This is a genomic window from Halopseudomonas xinjiangensis (genome assembly GCF_900104945.1).
Lineage (GTDB): Bacteria > Pseudomonadota > Gammaproteobacteria > Pseudomonadales > Pseudomonadaceae > Halopseudomonas > Halopseudomonas xinjiangensis.
Window position 1 is genome coordinate 388,850 of the sequence record NZ_LT629736.1, and the last position, 17,980, is coordinate 406,829.

The 17,980-nt window shown below is 61.0% G+C and carries 13 protein-coding genes and 1 riboswitch; of the genes, 10 read left to right on the forward strand and 3 right to left on the reverse strand.

The window, feature by feature from the left end:
- The first annotated feature begins 59 nt into the window (after window positions 1-59).
- Entirely contained in the window at window positions 60-1,349 is a 1,290-nt protein-coding gene (gene waaA, locus BLT85_RS01755; protein ID WP_093391535.1) for a lipid IV(A) 3-deoxy-D-manno-octulosonic acid transferase, read from the forward strand.
- 14 nt (window positions 1,350-1,363) lie between these two features.
- On the opposite strand, the gene BLT85_RS01760 is transcribed toward waaA, so the two are convergent.
- Entirely contained in the window at window positions 1,364-2,839 is a 1,476-nt protein-coding gene (locus BLT85_RS01760) for a TolC family outer membrane protein (protein ID WP_093391536.1), read from the reverse strand.
- 148 nt (window positions 2,840-2,987) lie between these two features.
- A riboswitch (TPP riboswitch) is annotated at window positions 2,988-3,082 on the forward strand.
- 66 nt (window positions 3,083-3,148) lie between these two features.
- Here BLT85_RS01760 and thiC point away from each other — a divergent pair.
- The 8 genes from thiC to parC all read left to right on the forward strand — a co-directional run bounded on the left by thiC (window position 3,149) and on the right by parC (window position 12,931).
- The gene (gene thiC, locus BLT85_RS01765) at window positions 3,149-5,032 is read left to right on the forward strand and encodes a phosphomethylpyrimidine synthase ThiC (protein ID WP_093391537.1); all 1,884 of its coding nucleotides are present in this window, start codon (window positions 3,149-3,151) and stop codon (window positions 5,030-5,032) included.
- Window positions 5,033-5,088: 56 nt separating this feature from the next.
- Window positions 5,089-5,775: an ADP-ribose diphosphatase gene (gene nudF, locus BLT85_RS01770; RefSeq protein ID WP_231701514.1), complete on the forward strand. Its 687-nt coding sequence runs from the start codon at window positions 5,089-5,091 to the stop codon at window positions 5,773-5,775.
- Window positions 5,775-6,227: a DUF1249 domain-containing protein gene (locus tag BLT85_RS01775; protein ID WP_093391538.1), complete on the forward strand. Its 453-nt coding sequence runs from the start codon at window positions 5,775-5,777 to the stop codon at window positions 6,225-6,227. Before nudF ends, BLT85_RS01775 begins: the two co-directional genes overlap by 1 nt.
- 99 nt (window positions 6,228-6,326) lie before the next feature.
- Window positions 6,327-7,139: a 3',5'-cyclic-AMP phosphodiesterase gene (gene cpdA / locus BLT85_RS01780; RefSeq protein ID WP_093391539.1), complete on the forward strand. Its 813-nt coding sequence runs from the start codon at window positions 6,327-6,329 to the stop codon at window positions 7,137-7,139.
- 75 nt (window positions 7,140-7,214) lie between these two features.
- Window positions 7,215-9,110: a DNA topoisomerase IV subunit B gene (gene parE / locus BLT85_RS01785; RefSeq protein ID WP_093391540.1), complete on the forward strand. Its 1,896-nt coding sequence runs from the start codon at window positions 7,215-7,217 to the stop codon at window positions 9,108-9,110.
- Window positions 9,107-10,150: an esterase-like activity of phytase family protein gene (locus BLT85_RS01790; RefSeq protein ID WP_093391541.1), complete on the forward strand. Its 1,044-nt coding sequence runs from the start codon at window positions 9,107-9,109 to the stop codon at window positions 10,148-10,150. Before parE ends, BLT85_RS01790 begins: the two co-directional genes overlap by 4 nt.
- Window positions 10,143-10,682: a retropepsin-like aspartic protease family protein gene (locus BLT85_RS01795; protein WP_231701515.1), complete on the forward strand. Its 540-nt coding sequence runs from the start codon at window positions 10,143-10,145 to the stop codon at window positions 10,680-10,682. Before BLT85_RS01790 ends, BLT85_RS01795 begins: the two co-directional genes overlap by 8 nt.
- The gene (gene parC / locus BLT85_RS01800) at window positions 10,679-12,931 is read left to right on the forward strand and encodes a DNA topoisomerase IV subunit A (RefSeq protein WP_093391542.1); all 2,253 of its coding nucleotides are present in this window, start codon (window positions 10,679-10,681) and stop codon (window positions 12,929-12,931) included. The genes BLT85_RS01795 and parC overlap by 4 nt, the downstream gene beginning before the upstream one ends.
- Before the next feature lie 18 nt (window positions 12,932-12,949).
- Here the strand turns inward: parC and BLT85_RS01805 are convergent, their stop codons facing one another.
- A complete protein-coding gene (locus BLT85_RS01805; protein ID WP_157718095.1) occupies window positions 12,950-14,497 on the reverse strand; it encodes a hypothetical protein in 1,548 nt (515 codons plus the stop codon).
- A gap of 162 nt (window positions 14,498-14,659) precedes the next feature.
- Here BLT85_RS01805 and serB point away from each other — a divergent pair, with 162 nt between their 5' ends.
- Window positions 14,660-15,871: a phosphoserine phosphatase SerB gene (gene serB, locus BLT85_RS01810; protein WP_093391544.1), complete on the forward strand. Its 1,212-nt coding sequence runs from the start codon at window positions 14,660-14,662 to the stop codon at window positions 15,869-15,871.
- Window positions 15,872-15,890: 19 nt separating this feature from the next.
- On the opposite strand, the gene BLT85_RS01815 is transcribed toward serB, so the two are convergent.
- The gene (locus BLT85_RS01815; RefSeq protein WP_093391545.1) at window positions 15,891-17,957 is read right to left on the reverse strand and encodes an EAL domain-containing response regulator; all 2,067 of its coding nucleotides are present in this window, start codon (window positions 17,955-17,957) and stop codon (window positions 15,891-15,893) included.
- Between the last annotated feature and the right edge of the window lie 23 nt (window positions 17,958-17,980).

Sequence of the window (17,980 nt, forward strand, 5' to 3'; positions counted from 1 at the left end):
GTCACATCTGGTACTCTATGGGCTCGCGCTGTCCGCATTCGCTACAGGTAAGTTGCTCGATGCCTCGTCTTCTCTACACTTTGTTCTTTGTTCTGCTGCTGCCGGTCATTCTGTTACGCCTGCTATATCGCGCCTGGCGCGCTCCGGCCTATGCCAGGCGCTGGAGAGAGCGTTTCGCCTTTGATGGTGACCTGAGGACAGACGGCATCTGGGTGCACGCGGTGTCAGTAGGGGAGTCGATAGCTGCCGCGCCGATGATTCGCGAGCTTCAGCGGCGCCACCCGAATCTGCCGGTCACGGTCACCTGCATGACGCCAACAGGCTCGGAACAGATTCGCAAAATGTTCGGTGATTCGGTGGGGCACGCCTATTTGCCGTATGACCTGCCCTGGTTGCAGCGGCGGTTCATTCGCCGCCTGGCACCGAGAGTCTGCATCATCATGGAAACCGAGCTGTGGCCCAATCTGGTCGCAGAATGCCGGCGTGCTGCGGTTCCGGTGGTTCTGGCAAACGGACGTCTCTCCGAGCGCTCGGCGCGGGGCTATCGGCGCGTACGGGCTCTGGTCGGTCCAATGTTCGCCAGCCTCGACTGGGCTGCCGTGCAAAGCCGGCCTGAGGCGGATCGGTTCATCGATCTCGGTGTCCAGCCGGCGAGGCTCACCGTGACGGGAAGTATCAAGTTCGATATCACACCGGACCCATCCAGGCAGGCCGAGGCGCAGGCCTGGCGCGATAGCTGGGGCGAGCGGCCGGTATGGGTCGCCGCCAGCACCCACGCAGGTGAAGATCAGCTGGTACTTGAGGCGCACCAGGCCGTGTTGCAGGCGTTTCCAGAAAGCCTTCTGATTCTGGTGCCTCGGCATCCGGAGCGCTTCGACGCGGTCGCGCGACAGATCGGCGAGAACGGCATGAAGATGATTCGCCGAACTGCCGGGGGCTCACCTCAATTCACCGATCGGGTCATGTTGGGTGACACCATGGGTGAAATGATGCTGTTTTTCGGCTGCGCCGACGTCGCGTTCGTTGGCGGCTCGCTGGTGCCTACCGGCGGGCACAATTACCTGGAGCCCGCTGCGTTGGGCTTGCCGGTTTTGTCCGGTCCTCATCGGTTCAACTTCGCTGAAGTCAGCACCTTGCTCGAGGAGGCTGGCAGCATGCGCATAGTCGAGGATGCGAGCGAGCTGGCTGATCAGGTGATCGGCTATTTCCAACAGCCGGCCACGGCGACACGGGCCGGGGCAGCGGGTCGGTCGGTGGTATTGGCCAATCAGGGGGCTTTGGAACGATTGCTTCAGGGAACGGGGCAGTTGCTCGGCTCAGGCGAGCCAGGGCAGGCGGCGGTACGCTGACCGCCGCCAGTCGGTCAGAACCGGTTGCGCAGCGGTTCCTGTCGGGCATCGGGGATGGCTTCTTCGCGCTGAATGGACATCCGCTCGACCTCGTCCTCGGAAAAAGGTGGGATGAAATCCCGGTCCGGATCGTAGTTTGGGTTCAGCCAGCGTGACAGGTCCTGCAAATCTTCCGGACTGAGCGTCCCGGCGGCCTGCTTCAAGCTCAGGTTATCGATAATGTAATTATAACGTGTGTTGTTGTAATCGCGGACGGTGCGGAACAGATTGCGCTGTGCCTCCAGTACGTCGACAACGTTGCGGGTACCGACCTCGTAACCGGTCTGGGTAGCGTCAAGCGCTGCGTTGGCCGATACGATCGCCTGACGACGGGCTTCCACTTCCTCAACGCTTGATGTCACGGTGCGATACAGGTTACGCGTCGTTTCGACCACGCGGCGCAATTGTGCTTCGCTGGCGTACTCAGCCTGTGACAGGCGATAGCTCGATTCGCGAACGCGCGAGGTGGTTGCACCGCCGGTGTACAGCGGCAGCGTCAGCTCCACACCAATACTGGTTCGTTCGACGTCGTTCGAGCCGCCGCTACCGCCCACGCCTGCGCCTACACCTCCCGTGCCTGCTCCCGCGCCGGTGCTGGCGCCGCCGAAGCTTGCCTGGTGATTGAGCACCGCATTCACTCTCGGTGCGTACCCGGCACGACTGCTACGCAGCGTTTCCTGGGCACTTGCGATCGCGAGTCGACTGGCTTGCAATGACAGGTTCTGCACCGCGGCGGTATCGACCCAGTCCTGCAGGCTCGCTGGGGTAGGTGGCAGCACCGGGAGTTCATGGCGGATGCCCATCAGGTCGTCGTAATCACGACGAGTCAGGCGAGTCAGTGCCTGATAACTCACGGCAAGATTGGTCTGCGCCGTCAGGCGTGCCGCCCTGGAGGTATCAAACCCGGCCAGCGCCTCCAGTACATCGGTGCGTGCCGAAAGACCGACCTCGAAGCGCTCGCGCGCCTGCTCGAGCTGGCGTTCGAAAGCTTCCTCTTCCGCCCGCGCGGTAGCCAGCGTATCGGTAGCGAACAATACGTTGAAATATGCCTGGGCTACTTCAAGGATGAGCGCTTGCTGGGTCGCCGAAAATTCAAGCCGCGCCTGCTCGCTCACTGCCTTGGCGGCCTGATAGTTGAACCAGCTGGCCGCATCGAACAGCGGCTGCACCAGGCTGGCCTGGTAGTAGTGCGTTGAATACGAGTCGCTGCCGACTCCGTCTATGTCAATTCGCTCACGCGCCGCACCAGCGCCCAGCCCGATTTCGGGGAGCAGACCGGAACGTGCCTGAGGCAGCGCTTCCTGCAAAGCCTGCGACTCCGCCCGTGCGGCTGCGAGATCCGCGCTGTTGGCCAGAGCTTCCTGGTAGACGGTCATCAGGTCGGTTTTGGCCATGGCGTGGCCGGAAGAAAGGCCAGCGAGCACGATTGCAACATAAAGGGGGCGCAACATGCAGGGATCCTTCGCATGGGGGATAGTCCGCCAAGGCTAATGAGGCGGTGGTCGGCGGTCAAGCTACCTGTGGGGCGTGGGCGGAACAAAGTGTTCCGGTGGCACGGCGCAAACTGGCCGGCTTTTCAGTCGGGTGCTAAGCTCTGCGTTCATCTTGACGGGGTGCCTGGTACACAGGCTGAGATAATACCCGTTGAACCTGAACCGGTTAGTACCGGCGTAGGAATCGAGATGTGCGTCCTCCGCGTCGTTCCGGCGCGCCGAACCCCGTTTCGGTTCCCTGCGATTTCAACGCAGTGGAGCATAATCATGAACAGCCGTTTGCCTGATACAGCCATCGCCACCTCTGGTGCCGACAGTGCCGCCACCCAGCCTCTTCCCAATTCGAAAAAGGTCTACGTGACCGGATCGCGTCCGGATATTCGCGTGCCGATGCGCGAGATCAGCCTGGCCGATACACCAACTGAATTCGGCGGCGAGAGCAATCCACCGGTGGTGGTGTACGACACGTCCGGGCCCTATACCGATCCCGACGCGACCATCGATCTGCGCGCGGGACTAGCCGATGTCCGCAGTGCCTGGATCGACGAGCGGGGCGATACGGAGATATTGCCTGGCCTGAGTTCGAACTTCGGTCGTTCGCGTCTGGCCGACAGCTCCCTGGATCACATGCGCTTCGCCCACGTGCGTACGCCACGTCGTGCCAAGGCCGGGCATAACGTGAGCCAGATGCACTACGCTCGCAAGGGCATCATCACTCCCGAGATGGAGTTCGTCGCCATCCGCGAAAACATGAAGCTTGAGCAGGCGCGTGAGGCGGGTCTGCTCACCGAACAGCACCCCGGCCACAGCTTCGGTGCCAGCATCCCCAAGCAGATCACTCCGGAGTTCGTGCGCGAAGAGATAGCGCGTGGACGGGCGATCATCCCGGCTAACATCAATCATCCGGAGATCGAACCGATGATCATCGGTCGCAACTTCCTGGTGAAGATCAACGGCAATATCGGCAATTCCGCACTTGGCTCGTCGATCGAGGAAGAAGTCGAGAAAATGACCTGGGGGATCCGCTGGGGCTCGGATACGGTGATGGATCTATCCACCGGCAAGAACATTCATGAAACCCGAGAATGGATCATTCGCAACTCGCCGGTGCCGATCGGTACCGTCCCCATCTATCAGGCGTTGGAAAAAGTCGACGGGGTAGCCGAAGACCTTACCTGGGAAATCTTCCGCGACACGCTGATCGAGCAGGCAGAGCAAGGCGTTGACTACTTCACCATTCACGCCGGCGTGCTGCTTCGCTATGTGCCGATGACCGCCAAGCGGGTCACCGGTATTGTTTCGCGCGGCGGGTCGATTTTGGCCAAATGGTGCTTGGCGCATCACAAGGAAAATTTCCTTTATACGCACTTCGAAGACATCTGCGAGATCATGAAAGCCTACGATGTAAGCTTCTCGCTGGGTGATGGCCTACGCCCCGGCTCGATCGCGGATGCCAATGACGAAGCGCAGTTCGGCGAACTTGAGACGCTGGGGGAGCTGACCAAGCTGGCCTGGAAGCACGACGTTCAGGTAATGATCGAGGGTCCCGGCCACGTGCCCATGCAACTGATCAAGGAAAACATGGACAAGCAGTTGCAATGTTGCGACGAGGCCCCATTTTATACACTCGGGCCGCTGACCACCGATATCGCTCCCGGTTACGATCACATTACTTCCGGGATCGGTGCGGCAATGATCGGCTGGTTCGGCTGTGCCATGCTCTGCTACGTCACACCGAAGGAACACCTCGGCCTGCCCAATCGGGACGATGTGAAGACCGGCATCATCACCTACAAGATCGCAGCGCATGCCGCGGACCTGGCCAAGGGGCATCCCGGCGCGCAGATCAGGGACAATGCCCTGTCCAAGGCGCGGTTCGAGTTCCGCTGGGAGGACCAATTCAACCTGGGTCTGGACCCGGACACCGCCCGAGCCTTCCATGATGAAACCTTGCCGAAGGAATCGGCCAAGGTCGCGCATTTCTGTTCGATGTGTGGTCCCAAGTTCTGCTCAATGAAGATCACACAGGAGGTGCGCGATTACGCCGCAGCGCAGCGCATCGACACGGTCGAGATGTCCGCGGAAGAAGGCATGCAGGCCAAGTCGAAAGAGTTCAGATCGGCTGGTTCGCAGCTCTATCAGAAAGTCTGACGGGTTGCCGAGCGTGCCGAAGGTGTGCGAGTTTAGATTCAAAGACCGGCTCCGGGATGAGCGGCCTGTCGCGGATGATCTCGGCGCAGGTGCGCCGGGGTCAGACCACTTGGAGGCAGTTCATATTGAAGACGTTCACCCGCAGCGATGTTGAGATTGTCAGCCGCGAATCCGGTTTCAGCGGATTCTATCGGTTGGATATTCTCAGGCTGCGTCATCGCCTGTTCGACGGCTCCTGGGGGCCGGAACTGCAAAGGGAATTGTTCGTTCGGCACGATGCAGTCTGCGTATTGCCCTATGACCCCTGGGAAGACAGCGTGGTGCTGATTGAGCAGGTGCGGATCGGGGCGCTGGATAAAAGCGAGCGTCCCTGGATGATCGAGCTGGTTGCCGGCCTGATCGACAAGGACGAATCGCCGGAAACCGTAGCCCATCGCGAAGCGCAAGAGGAGGCAGGCATCGAGCTGGTCTCGCTGGCGCCGATCACCCGCTATTTCCCTTCGCCGGGCGGCAGCGACGAGCTCGTGTATCTGTATTACGGCCTCGTCGACAGCCGCGGGGCCGGCGGGATCCATGGCTTGGCTGAAGAAGGCGAAGATATCCGCGTCAGTGTCTGGTCGCGTGAGGAAGCGCTCGCCGCGGTCGAGAATGGTTTGATCGACAATGCTGCGACGATCATCGCCTTGCAATGGCTAGGCCTGCATGCCGACCGGCTCCGCCGTGAAGCAGGGGAGCGGCCGTGATGATCGCACGCAAGCCGCGTTACCGGGTCGATCTGTCCGAACTGCAAGCGATCTGCGAAGCCAACTATTTTCGTCTTTCCCGACTGATGCCGGGCATGGCGGTGCAGGACGAACTGCGGATTCGCGTCGATAGCGGTGACGGTGCGCCGCAAACATTGACACTGCGTATCCTCGAGCGCTGCCGCTATACGTCCACACTGCAGCTGGTTCACGAGCGCCGTCACGATTGGCTCGCTCCGCCGAGCATGGAAGTGCGGCTCTACCATGACGCGCATATGGCTGAGGTGGTGGCCGCCTACAATCGGCGCCGTTTTCGCGGCGTCTACCCGTACCCCAATGAGCAGATGTTGCAGCCGGACGAAAAGTACCAACTCAACAGCTTTCTCGGGGAGTGGCTCGGCTACTGTCAGCGGTACGGGCAGAGCGACGAGCTGGTGATGTTCAATCCCTGACATGTGCATGCGCTGGACCGCCGTGAACCAGTCACTGGATTCAGCTGACGCTCGCTGCCATGATAGCGGGCAGGAAAGGGACCAGGGAGCAGGCCGTCGATGCCGCCGACCGTAGTCAACGAAGCTGATCACGTCTTCGTGATTCAGATCACCGATAGTCATCTGTTCGCCGACCCTGCGGCTCGCCTGTTGGGGCTGGATACGCATGCCAGTCTGGAGGCGGTGATCGATCAGGTGCTCGGCGATCAATCGTCCATGGATATCGTGCTGGCTACCGGTGACATTACCCAGGACGGCAGCGAGGGGGCTTACCAGCGGTTTCTGAATGCCGCCGCGCGTCTGCCTGCCGAGCATTACTGGATTCCCGGCAACCACGATGATGCCGTGATGATGGAGCGCATCGGCCGCACGGCCGGAGTGTGGGCTGACTGGGTCGATGCCGGCCAGTGGCGTATCGTCATGCTTGATTCCAGCGTTCAAGGCTCGGTTGCCGGTCGTCTGGGGGACGCCGAGTTCGAGCGCCTCGATGCCGCTTTGGCCAGTTCCGAGGGTCGACATGTCATGGTGTGCTTGCATCACCATCCGATATCCATCGGTAGCGACTGGATGGAACCGATTGGCCTGCGGGATGCGGGACGGCTGATGTCCCGGTTGGACGGCGCGCCAGAGGTTAAGGTGGTATTGTGGGGGCATATTCATCAGCAACTTGATGAGCAGTACGGGCATCTCCGGCTGCTTGCTACACCCTCGACTTGCGTTCAGTTTGCCGAGCAGAGTACCGATTTTGCCACCGATACGCGTGCACCCGGTTACCGCTGGCTCAAGTTGTTCGACGATGGCCGCCTCGAAACCGGAGTGGTACGACTTCCGGCTGGTGCGTTTCTTCCCGAGGAAGGGGCGAGCGGTTACTGATAATTTGTGGCAACACCCCGCAGGCGCCGAGCTGGCTCCCCAGCAGGATCTTATCCAAGGATAATCAGACGATCTATGTCCCAATCGACCTATAACGCCGACGCGCTCGAAGTACTCAGCGGCCTTGATCCGGTCCGTCGGCGCCCCGGCATGTATACCGACACGTCGCGCCCCAATCACCTTGCACAGGAAGTGATCGATAACAGCGTTGACGAGGCTCTGGCTGGCCACGCCAGATCGATCAGCGTCATCCTGCATGCCGACAACGCGCTGGAAGTCAGTGACGACGGGCGCGGCATGCCCGTAGATATCCATCCTGAGGAAGGCGTCTCCGGCGTCGAGTTGATCCTCACGCGGTTGCACGCCGGCGGCAAATTCTCCAACAAGAATTATCAGTTTTCCGGCGGTCTGCACGGGGTTGGTATTTCCGTGGTCAACGCCCTCTCACTGCGTGTGGAAGTGCGGGTAAAGCGTGACGGCCAGGAATACGCGGTCGCCTTCGAAAGCGGCGAAAAGGTCAGCGAGCTGGAAGTGGTTGGTACCGTTGGCAAGCGCAATACCGGCACCAGCGTGAAGTTCTGGCCCAACGGGGATTACTTCGATTCACCTCGTTTCAGCGTGACCCGCCTCAAGCATCTGTTGAAAGCCAAGGCGGTATTGTGCCCTGGGCTGCGCGTCGACTTCGATGACCGGCAAAACGGCGAACAGGTGAGCTGGTTCTACGAGGATGGGTTGCGCGACTACCTGATCGACGCCTGTTCGGAGTGGCCGCGACTGCCTGAGGAGCCGTTCACAGGCAGCTTGGCGGGGAGCAAGGAGGCGGTCGACTGGGCGGTGTCCTGGTTGCCCGAGGGCGGAGAACTGGTTCAGGAAAGCTACGTCAACCTCATCCCGACTGCGCAAGGCGGCACGCACGTGAACGGTCTGCGCTCGGGGCTGCTGGAGGCTATCCGGGAGTTTTGCGAGTTTCGTAATCTACTACCGCGCGGTGTGAAGCTGGCGCCGGAAGACGTCTGGGAGCGGGTTAGCTACGTTCTGTCCTTGAAAATGGCCGAGGCGCAGTTTTCCGGACAGACCAAGGAGCGTTTGTCGTCGCGCGAGTCGGCCGCCTTCGTTTCGGGTGTGGTCAAGGACGCTTTCAGCCTGTGGCTCAACCAGCACGCCGATATCGGCCAGCAGTTGGCCGAAATGGCGATCAACCATGCCAGCCGCCGACTGAAGGCTGGGAAGAAGATCGAGCGTAAGCGCATCACCCAGGGCCCGGCGCTCCCGGGCAAACTGGCCGATTGTGCCGGCCAGGACAGTCGCCGTTCAGAACTGTTTCTGGTCGAGGGCGATTCCGCTGGCGGTAGCGCCAAACAGGCGCGAGACAAGGAGTTTCAGGCGGTCATGCCGCTGCGCGGGAAGATACTTAACACCTGGGAAGTCGAATCCGGCCAGGTCCTGGCCTCGCAGGAAGTACACGACATCGCCGTCGCGATCGGCGTGGATCCGGGCTCGGAAGACCTCTCTCAGCTGCGCTACGGCAAGATATGTATCCTGGCCGACGCTGACTCCGACGGTCTGCACATTGCGACTCTGCTCTGCGCGCTGTTCGTTCGCCATTTCCGCACCCTGGTCGAAGCAGGCCATGTATTCGTGGCGATGCCACCGCTGTACCGCCTGGACATTGGCAAGGAAACCTTTTACGCCCTGGACGATGCGGAGAAGCAGGGCGTGATCGACCGTATTCAGGCGGAAAACAAGCGCGGAAAGGTTCAGGTCACCCGCTTCAAGGGGTTGGGCGAGATGAATCCGCTGCAGCTTCGAGAAACGACGATGGCGCCCGACACGCGACGCCTGGTTCAGCTGACGATCGAAGATCCCGTCGGGACCGAAGCATTGATGGATATGTTACTGGCCAAAAAGCGTTCGCCCGACCGCAAGCAGTGGCTGGAGGAAAAGGGCAACCTTGCCGAGGTTCTGTTGTGAGTCGAGCTTGCTGCGCCTGGCTGCTGGCCAGTCTGCTGGCGATACTGTGCTCACCTCTGGGTGCCTTCGAACGCGCACCCGAGCTCACCCTTGAAAAAGCCCTGCCGGTTGCCGGAATGAGCCGCGGCAATCTCTCCGGCATGACCCGTTGCGACGGCCGCTGGCTTGCCGTCTCCGACCGGGTCGATGCCGATATTTTCGTCCTGCATGAAGAAGCGGGCCGCTGGCAGGCGGAGCCGGAATCCTTTGTACTACCGCAAGGCAGACCGTCGACATTGCCCCTGCACCTTCAGGCCGGGGCATGGATTCGCAGCTTGAGCGGCCAGGCGATGGACTTCGAAGCGATCGCCTGTGACGATCGCGGCAATCGCTACCTGTTGAGTGAAAGCCTGCTCGGTGTACTGCAGCTTCCACCGCATGGCGATGTTGACTCCGCGACGCAGGCTACCGGGAAATGGATAGATCTCGGCGAAGCGTTCTATCAGCAGGGCGTGGATGCCGGCCTCTGGCAACAGACCAACGCTACGGCGGAGGGTCTGGCGGTTTCAGGCGATGGCGAGTCGATCTGGTTCGCTGCGGAGCGATTGTCGCGTGGACTGGTGCGGCTGCAGTGGCATGATGATCTCTGGCGTTGTCCAGTGGCCGGTTGCGTGCTGCTTGCCGAGCGACGCTATATGCCGGCCCAGCCTTTCGGGTCCGGTGTGCTTGCCCAGCAGATACTGTCTCTGGATTTCTCTGACCTCTACTACTGGCGCGACCGGCTCTGGACGCTCGAGCGCAACGAGCATCAGGTGTGCCGGCGACACCCGGTATCCGGTCAACGCGAGCGCTGCTGGTCATTTGCCGAAACCCTGCTGAGCCATCCCTACCTGTACCCGGACGCGCCATTCGGCGTGGCCGAAACGCTGTATATCGACGAAATGGGCGTGACGATCGGTCTGGATAACAACGGCAGGGCCCGTCTCGATGACGACACTGCGCCCTGGGTGTTCAGTTTCGCCCTGCCAGACGACTGGGAGACAGGATATAACCATGAATGAGCCGCCGGTACGCGAAACGCGCCGAGTTGGAACGGTCATGCTCATCCTGGCCTGGGTCGTAGGTCTGGGACTCGCGGCCCTTTGGTTCTCAGGGGTCGAACAGGCCCAGCGCAATCCGAATCAGAACCCTGATTCGCGAGTAACCGACGAGATGGTGGAAGTGCGGCTGGAGGACAACCGCAACGGGCACTATGTGCTCAGCGGAGAGATCAACGACGTGATGGTGACCCTGCTGCTGGATACCGGGGCGACCATGGTAGCCGTCCCGGCCGAGTTGGCAGGCGATCTGGCCTTGAAGCGTGGCCCGGCCTTCATGGTCAGCACCGCGAACGGCATGGCCGAGAGCTACCGCACCCGCATCGACACCCTGCGCATCGGCGATATCCAGTTGCGCGACGTCGATGCGGCGATCGTACCCGGGATGGGCGGAAATGAAGTATTGCTGGGCATGACTGCCCTGCGACAGCTGGACTTTACCCAGCGCGGCGGAGAGCTTGTGCTGAGACAAACTTTGACAGAGACCAACCGATGAGTGACAGCCTGGACCTGAGCATGGAAGGCGTAGAACGCCGCTCGCTATCCTCGTTCACCGAGGAGGCGTACCTCAACTATTCGATGTACGTGATCATGGACCGCGCGCTGCCGCATATCGGCGACGGCCTGAAGCCGGTACAACGGCGGATCATCTACGCGATGAGTGAGCTGGGGCTGTCAGCGACGTCGAAGCACAAGAAGTCGGCGCGCACGGTGGGTGACGTACTCGGCAAATATCATCCGCATGGCGATTCGGCCTGTTACGAAGCCATGGTGCTCATGGCTCAACCATTTTCCTATCGGTATCCGCTGGTCGATGGTCAGGGAAACTGGGGTGCGCCTGACGATCCCAAATCCTTCGCCGCCATGCGCTATACCGAAGCAAGGTTGGCCCGTTACAGCGAGGTGCTGCTCAGCGAGCTGGGACAGGGCACCGTCGATTGGCAACCGAACTTCGACGGCACCATGGACGAGCCGATGGTCCTGCCGGCGCGGCTGCCCAACCTGTTGCTCAACGGCACCACGGGGATCGCGGTGGGTATGGCCACCGACGTCCCACCGCACAACCTGCGAGAGGTCGCAGCAGCCTGCGTTCGCCTGTTGGACGAGCCCGGCGCAGGGCTCGACGAGCTGTGCGAGCATATCCAGGGGCCCGACTTCCCGACCGAGGCGGAAATCATCACGCCGCGCCAGGATCTGCTCAAGATCTATGCGACGGGACGCGGCTCGGTCCGTTGCCGCGCAGTCTGGATCAAGGAAGAGGGCGAAGTCGTGGTGACGGCGTTGCCCCATCAGGTTTCAGGGTCTCGCATCCTAGAACAGATAGCGAGCCAGATGCAGGCCAAAAAGCTGCCCATGGTCGCGGATTTGCGCGACGAATCGGACCATGAAAATCCAACCCGGATCGTTATCGTGCCGCGGTCCAACCGGGTCGACCTGGAAGACCTGATGCAGCATTTGTTCGCCACCACCGACCTGGAAACCAGCTATCGGGTCAATCTGAACGTGATCGGCACCGATGGCCGCCCCGCGGTAAAGGATTTGCGCGGCATGCTCAGCGAATGGCTCGGCTTCCGCGTCGCTACGGTGCGCCGACGCTTGCAGTACAGGCTGGACAAGGTGCTGGCCCGGCTGCATTTGCTCGAAGGTCTGCTCGTCGCTTTGCTGAACATTGATGAAGTCATTCATATCATTCGCACCGAGGAAGAGCCGCGCGCAGAGTTGATGTCGCGCTTCGGCCTTACCGAAGTTCAGGCAGACTACATTCTCGATACCCGCTTGAGGCAGCTGGCCCGTCTCGAAGAGATGAAAATTCGTGGCGAGCAGGACGCGCTAGCTGTCGAGCGTGATCAGCTGCAGAAAGTCCTGGGCAGCGAAAAACTGCTGCGCAACAAGGTACGCGATGAACTGATCGCTGATGCCGAGACCTACGGCGATGATCGCCGCTCGCCGCTGGTGGAGCGTGCCGAAGCCCGAGCCCTGTCCGAGACCGAGCTGGTGCCGAATGAGCCTGTCACGGTGGTGCTGTCGGAAAAGGGCTGGGTGCGCTGCGCCAAGGGACACGACGTCGATGGCCTGGCGCTGTCGTACAAGGCCGGAGACAGTTTTCTCGCCCAGTCGGCCGGCAGGACCAACCAGCAGGCGGTGTTCATCGATTCTACTGGGCGCAGTTATTCTCTACCGGCGCACTCGCTGCCCTCTGCGCGAGGCCAGGGAGAGCCGCTCACCGGCCGCCTCAGTCCCCCACCCGGCGCGAGTTTCGAAAGCGTGCTGGTGCCAGAAGAGCAGTCGCTGTATCTGCTGGCCTCGGATGCCGGCTATGGCTTCGTGGTGCAGGGCGCTGATCTGCAGGCCAAGAACAAGAATGGCAAGGCACTGCTCAGCGTACCCGAAGGCGGGAAGGTGATGGCGCCGGTGCCGATCGGCCAGCGGGATACCGATCAGGTCGTGGCGCTCTCGAACGAAGGACGTCTGCTTGTCTTCCCTGTGGCGGATCTACCGCAGCTGTCCAAGGGCAAGGGCAACAAGATCCTTTCGGTGCCTTCGGCTCGTGTGCGCAACCGTGAAGAGTTCATTTTGGCGCTGACAGTACTACCGGCGAATGCCAATCTGGTGCTCAGTGCCGGAAAGCGGACGCTGACCCTCCGGCCTTCCGACCTCGAGCACTACCGTGGCGAGCGGGGCCGCCGCGGCAACAAGCTGCCACGGGGATTTCAGAAAGTCGATTCGGTAAGCGTGGACGGTTGAAGCAGAACAGCGATCCGATCAGTCGGAGCGCTGGCTGTAGAGCTGGTTAAGGTTGCGTTCGAGCAACGTTTGGTACGGCTCGTTCAGACGCTCCACGCAGTAGGTGCCCGGCTGGCTGGCCAGCTTGCGGATGACGGCGCGGTCGCGGGTCGGTGTCTGGCCTGCAAGCGAAGCGTCCAGCAACAGCAAGTTGCGACTGAACTGTAGCAGCTCGAGCATACGCGCAGAATGCCCATCAGCATCAGCTTCAGCATTCCCTGCCTCCGAATCAGTAGGCGTCTGCTCGCTCTGGCCCATCGCAAGCTGCAGATAGAGGTTGATGCCCGTATCGGAAATGCCCACCTGCAGTTCGTGCCCCAGAACGCGTAACAGCTCGCCACAACTCAATGCGCGAGTCAGCTCTTCCGAATCAGCTGCTTCGTCCGGCTGGAAGGCCAGTACGCTCGTACCATCGTCGAGCACTGTCAGGTCGGCATCATAAATTTCGCTGGCCTGGCGGACCTGCAGGCGGTAGCGCTCCAGCAGGGTCATCAACCGCGGCCGGGGAAGGCGGCGTAGCCCTTCCAGGTTGCCCAGGCGTACCGCCAACAGACTATTTACTGGTGAGCGCGATTGCGGCTCCTCGCTTTCTGCGCGCTCTGCGACGACCGTGTGAACGGTGTCCGCCTGCTCGGGTGCAATCTCGTCATCAACTTCGCTTGGTTTGCTGTCTTCGCCCTCTTCGTCATCGGCGACTACGGCATGGGTCGGCGGCTGCTCTGGTTCGGTAGTCTCCAGATCTGCGGGCTCAGCCGGCATGGGCACTGGCGAAATAGTGGCCGAATCGAGTTCATCGATAGGAGACTCGACCGGCTCGGGGGTTTCAGGTACCGGCATGTCGACAATCCGGCGCTCTCCGAGACGGCGAGCAAGATCGCCGATTTCATCCTTTCGTTGCGAGCCGGGGACCTCCTGGCCGGAATCACCCTGCCAGTTGCCCAGCGCTACCAGTACGCGGCGGAGTCTCAGGGCGAGCCGCCAAGCGACGAGCCCGGCAATGAGCGCGACACCGAAGATGCTGAGCAACAGCAGGCGCAACAGATCGCGAGCCGGACCGCTGAACGGCTCCGCAGCCAGACCCAAGTGCAGCTGGCCAGTAACAGCATCCTGGTAATGAATGGCCGAGGTGAAACGACCCTCACCAGGTGCCAGTCGGTCCTGGGCCGTACGTTGCCCGGCTTCGGCCACGACACGGTTGTCGAGCGTATAGACCGCTGCATGCTCGATCAGCGGGTTTTGGTCCCACTGCGCGAGGATGATGTTCAGACTCAGGTTGTCATTGGCTGCCATCGGCTCCGCCACCGAAGCGGCTACCTGACGGGCGAGTTCCTGTCCTACGGCATCGGTCTGGCTCGCGATGTCCTGCTTGAGCTTCACGTACCCCAGACCGAGCGAGAGGGCCAGTACGGCAACCAGCGGCAGGACCGCCAACAACACCAGTGTTCCGGTGAGGCGTACGCTTTTGCCTTTGAGCGAGGCGTAGGAGCGAAGGAAGAGATTATCGGAAGCGGGCGATGAGCGATTCAAGACGTGACTCGGCATTGGACGATGGCGGCCTGCGCCCGGAAAGCGCCGGCCGGAAAGCCTTGCAGTATAGCCCCTTCACCTGTGTGTAAAAAGGCGTGACGCTGTAAGCGCGGATGTATTTACAGGTAGAATACGGCACCTGATTCGCTGTTGGAGCCCGTCTTGAACGAAATCGTCCTGATCAATATCACCGGTCCCGATCGGCCCGGCTTAACGGCGGCAATCACAGGAATCCTCGCGCGGGCCAATGTCCGGATCCTCGATATCGGTCAGGCGGTGATCCACGACACCCTTTCATTCGGGATTCTTGTCGAAATGGCGGGCGAGACCGGCCTGTCCGATGTGCTCAAGGATGTCCTGTTCCGCGGCTACGAGCTGGACCAGCAAGTTCGCTTCACGCCTGTCAGCGCCGAAGAATACAGTCGCTGGGTAACCGGACAGGGCAAGCCTCGTCACATCGTTACGCTTCTGGCCCGGCGCATCACTGCCGAACACATCGCCCGCGTTAGCGAGATTACCGCGCGCTACGCACTCAATATCGATCATATCGACCGGCTGTCCGGCCGTATCCCCGAGGGATTGCCCGCCGATCAGGGCAAGGGCTGCATCGAGTTTTCCGTCCGCGGTGAGCCAGACGACCCGGCCGCCCTGCGTGCCGAATTCCTGGCCATTGCCCAAAAGCTAAATGTCGACATCGCTTTTCAACAGGACAGTATCTTCCGCCGCAACCGCCGGTTGGTGGTATTCGACATGGACTCGACGCTGATCGATGCCGAGGTCATTGACGAGCTGGCGAAAGCTGCCGGGGTCGGCGATCAGGTGGCCGAGATTACCGAAAGGGCAATGCGCGGTGAGCTGGATTTCAAGGCGAGCTTCCGCGAGAGAATGGCACTCCTCAAAGGGCTGCCGGTGGATGTGCTCGAAGACATTGCCGCGTCGCTGCGCCTGACCGAGGGCGCCGAAACCCTGATTGCCCAGCTACGTCGGCTCGGTTACAAAACCGCGATTCTCTCTGGCGGTTTCCTGTATTTTGCGGAGAAACTGCAACAGCGCCTGGGCATCGATTATGTGTTCGCCAATGCGTTGCCTGTGGCGGATGGTCTGGTGACAGGCGAGGTGCAGGAGCCGATTGTCGACGGGCAGCGCAAGGCTGATCTGTTGCGGGAGCTCGCGGCACGTGAAGGTATCAGTCTCGAGCAGACCATCGCCGTAGGTGACGGCGCCAACGACTTGCCGATGCTGGCTATTGCTGGCCTGGGTGTGGCGTTCCGGGCCAAGCCGCTGGTCAAACAGTCGGCGAAGCAGGCGATTTCCACCTTGGGGTTGGACGGCATTCTGTATTTGCTCGGCTTCCGCGATCGGGAAGGGCATTGAAAAAAGACTTCTCCGCCGGTCAGTCGGCGGAGAAGTCGTAGTTCATGGTTTCGCTGGGCGCCTGTAAATAGTATCCCTGGATATAGTTAACACCCGCCTGCCATAGGGTCGGCATCATGGTGGCGCTATCCACGAATGGCACGATGGTCAGCTTTCCCTGGCTATGCAGCGTGGTCACCATTTCCTTTAGCGTCTCCACCGACTCGGGCGTCGACAAATCTCTGCTGAAGGAGCCGTCGATTTTCACGTAATCGACATGGATGTGCTTGAGCGACGCATAGGGATTCAGAGCGCAGCCGAAGTGGCTGAGCGACACCCGGCAGTGTATGCCACGCAGTGCCTCGGTGAAGGCCTTGGCCTGCTTGAGGTAGGTGTTGACGTCGGCATCGTTGAACTGAAAGATCAGCGCATCCATCGGCAGACGCGCTTCCTTGAGCGCACTCGAGATCCATGGAATCAGATCCAGATCCTGCAGGCTGGCGCTGTTCAGGTTCAGGATGAGCCGCGTATCGGCATTGGTGAATCGGTGTTCGGCGAGCTGCTTGATGGTGGTGCTTATCAGCCACTTGTCCAGGTCGCCTGCCATGCCGGCGTCCAGCGCGGCGGGTAGGTAGTCACCGGCCGGGACTTCCTCTCCCTGGCTGTTGAGGAGCCGGAGATAGACTTCGTATTGCGCCGAATTATCACCGCGCAGGCTGATGACCGGCTGGTACTGTAGCTTGAATGCGTTGGTTTCAAGCGTGTGGCTGATCAAGGCGATCAGGTTGCCGCGGTTTGCCTGGTGTGCGAGCTCCTCGAGCGGGTTGAATACCTTGATCGCGTTGCCGCCGGCCTGGCTGATCTGATCGGCCAATCGGTGGCTGCGGTCGAGTGCCAGGCTGGGGTCAGGATTGGTTTCGCTGAGCGTGGAGACACCCATGCTGACCGTGACCTGAACGGTTCTGCCGTTCGCCTCGAACAGATTGCTTTCGATCTGTTTGCGCAGCGTTTCCAGCATCTCTCCGACGGCGTCGGGTTCCTTGCCTGCCAGCAATACGGTGCAGGCGTCGTCACCGAAGCGTGCCATCAGAGTTCCTTCGGCAAAGTAACGCTTGAGCGTGTCGGCGATGTCGGCAAGGATCAGGTCGGCGCCGCCGATACCGATCTCTGCCTGCAGACTATTGAACGAGTCGATGCTGATGTAGACCAGCGTGCTGGGCTGGCCATGGCGTACCACGGTTTCGCTGACCGCTTCCAGCTGCTCCTGAAAATACGAGCGATTGAACAGGCCGGTAACCAGATCTTGCCGGGCCATTTCCTTGAGCTTTTCTTCGAACTCGGCGCTGGCGGTTTCCGCACGGATGACGACCTGCGTGCAGGGCTCACCATCGTAGCTGGCCGGGGAGAAGGCCAGCATGATGGGAAACTCCTTGCCGTCGACATCCACTGCGCTGCAGCGCATCTCGTTCTGCTCGCCACGGTCGCTGTAGTGTCGGAGGAAATCCTTGAAGCCTGCCTGATCCTTCGCTGCGATCAATCCGACCATCGGCTCGGCAGCCAGGTCATCCGGGTCGTCATAGCCGAACAGGCGGATATAGGACCGGTTGGCATAGATGTGCATGCCGTCATGCACGTAGGCGATGGCGTCGACAGAGCTGTCGAGCAGTAGCTGGCAGCGTTTTTCAGTTTCTCGAAGGGTCTGTTCGGCGATGCGCCGCTGGCGGCGAGCCTCCAGGTTGGCCAGTTCTCGCTTGGTGACCAGCACCAGCGCGGCGTCCGAGTCGGCGGGGATGGCGTCCTGCATGCCATGTCGCAACGCCTCGACCCGAGTCTCGGTGTCGGCTTGCGCCGCCAGGAGGATGAAAGGAATATCCCGTTCCTGGCCAATAATGTGACTGGCTTCCGCCGCCGTCATGACGCTGGTTTCCGGCACAGCCAGGCACAAGTCCCAGGTCTGTTGCAACGACTCGTGGAGATCTTCGACTGAGGTGATGCGGTGGGCGCGAGTGGCCTTGCCGGCATTGCGCAGAACGCTGACCAGGCGCTCGGCATTGTTCTGCGAGTCGTCGAGAATCAGCAGCCTGATAGCATTATTGTCTGTGCCCATTTTCTTCCGCGCTGAGGGCGGCG

Coding starts and splice junctions, on each gene's coding strand:
- waaA (WP_093391535.1), top strand. CDS start 60: ATGCCTCGTCTTCTCTACACTTTGTTCTTTGTTCTGCTGCTGCCGGTC.
- BLT85_RS01760 (WP_093391536.1), bottom strand. CDS start 2,839: ATGTTGCGCCCCCTTTATGTTGCAATCGTGCTCGCTGGCCTTTCTTCC.
- thiC (WP_093391537.1), top strand. CDS start 3,149: ATGAACAGCCGTTTGCCTGATACAGCCATCGCCACCTCTGGTGCCGAC.
- nudF (WP_231701514.1), top strand. CDS start 5,089: ATGAGCGGCCTGTCGCGGATGATCTCGGCGCAGGTGCGCCGGGGTCAG.
- BLT85_RS01775 (WP_093391538.1), top strand. CDS start 5,775: ATGATCGCACGCAAGCCGCGTTACCGGGTCGATCTGTCCGAACTGCAA.
- cpdA (WP_093391539.1), top strand. CDS start 6,327: ATGCCGCCGACCGTAGTCAACGAAGCTGATCACGTCTTCGTGATTCAG.
- parE (WP_093391540.1), top strand. CDS start 7,215: ATGTCCCAATCGACCTATAACGCCGACGCGCTCGAAGTACTCAGCGGC.
- BLT85_RS01795 (WP_231701515.1), top strand. CDS start 10,143: ATGAATGAGCCGCCGGTACGCGAAACGCGCCGAGTTGGAACGGTCATG.
- parC (WP_093391542.1), top strand. CDS start 10,679: ATGAGTGACAGCCTGGACCTGAGCATGGAAGGCGTAGAACGCCGCTCG.
- BLT85_RS01815 (WP_093391545.1), bottom strand. CDS start 17,957: ATGGGCACAGACAATAATGCTATCAGGCTGCTGATTCTCGACGACTCG.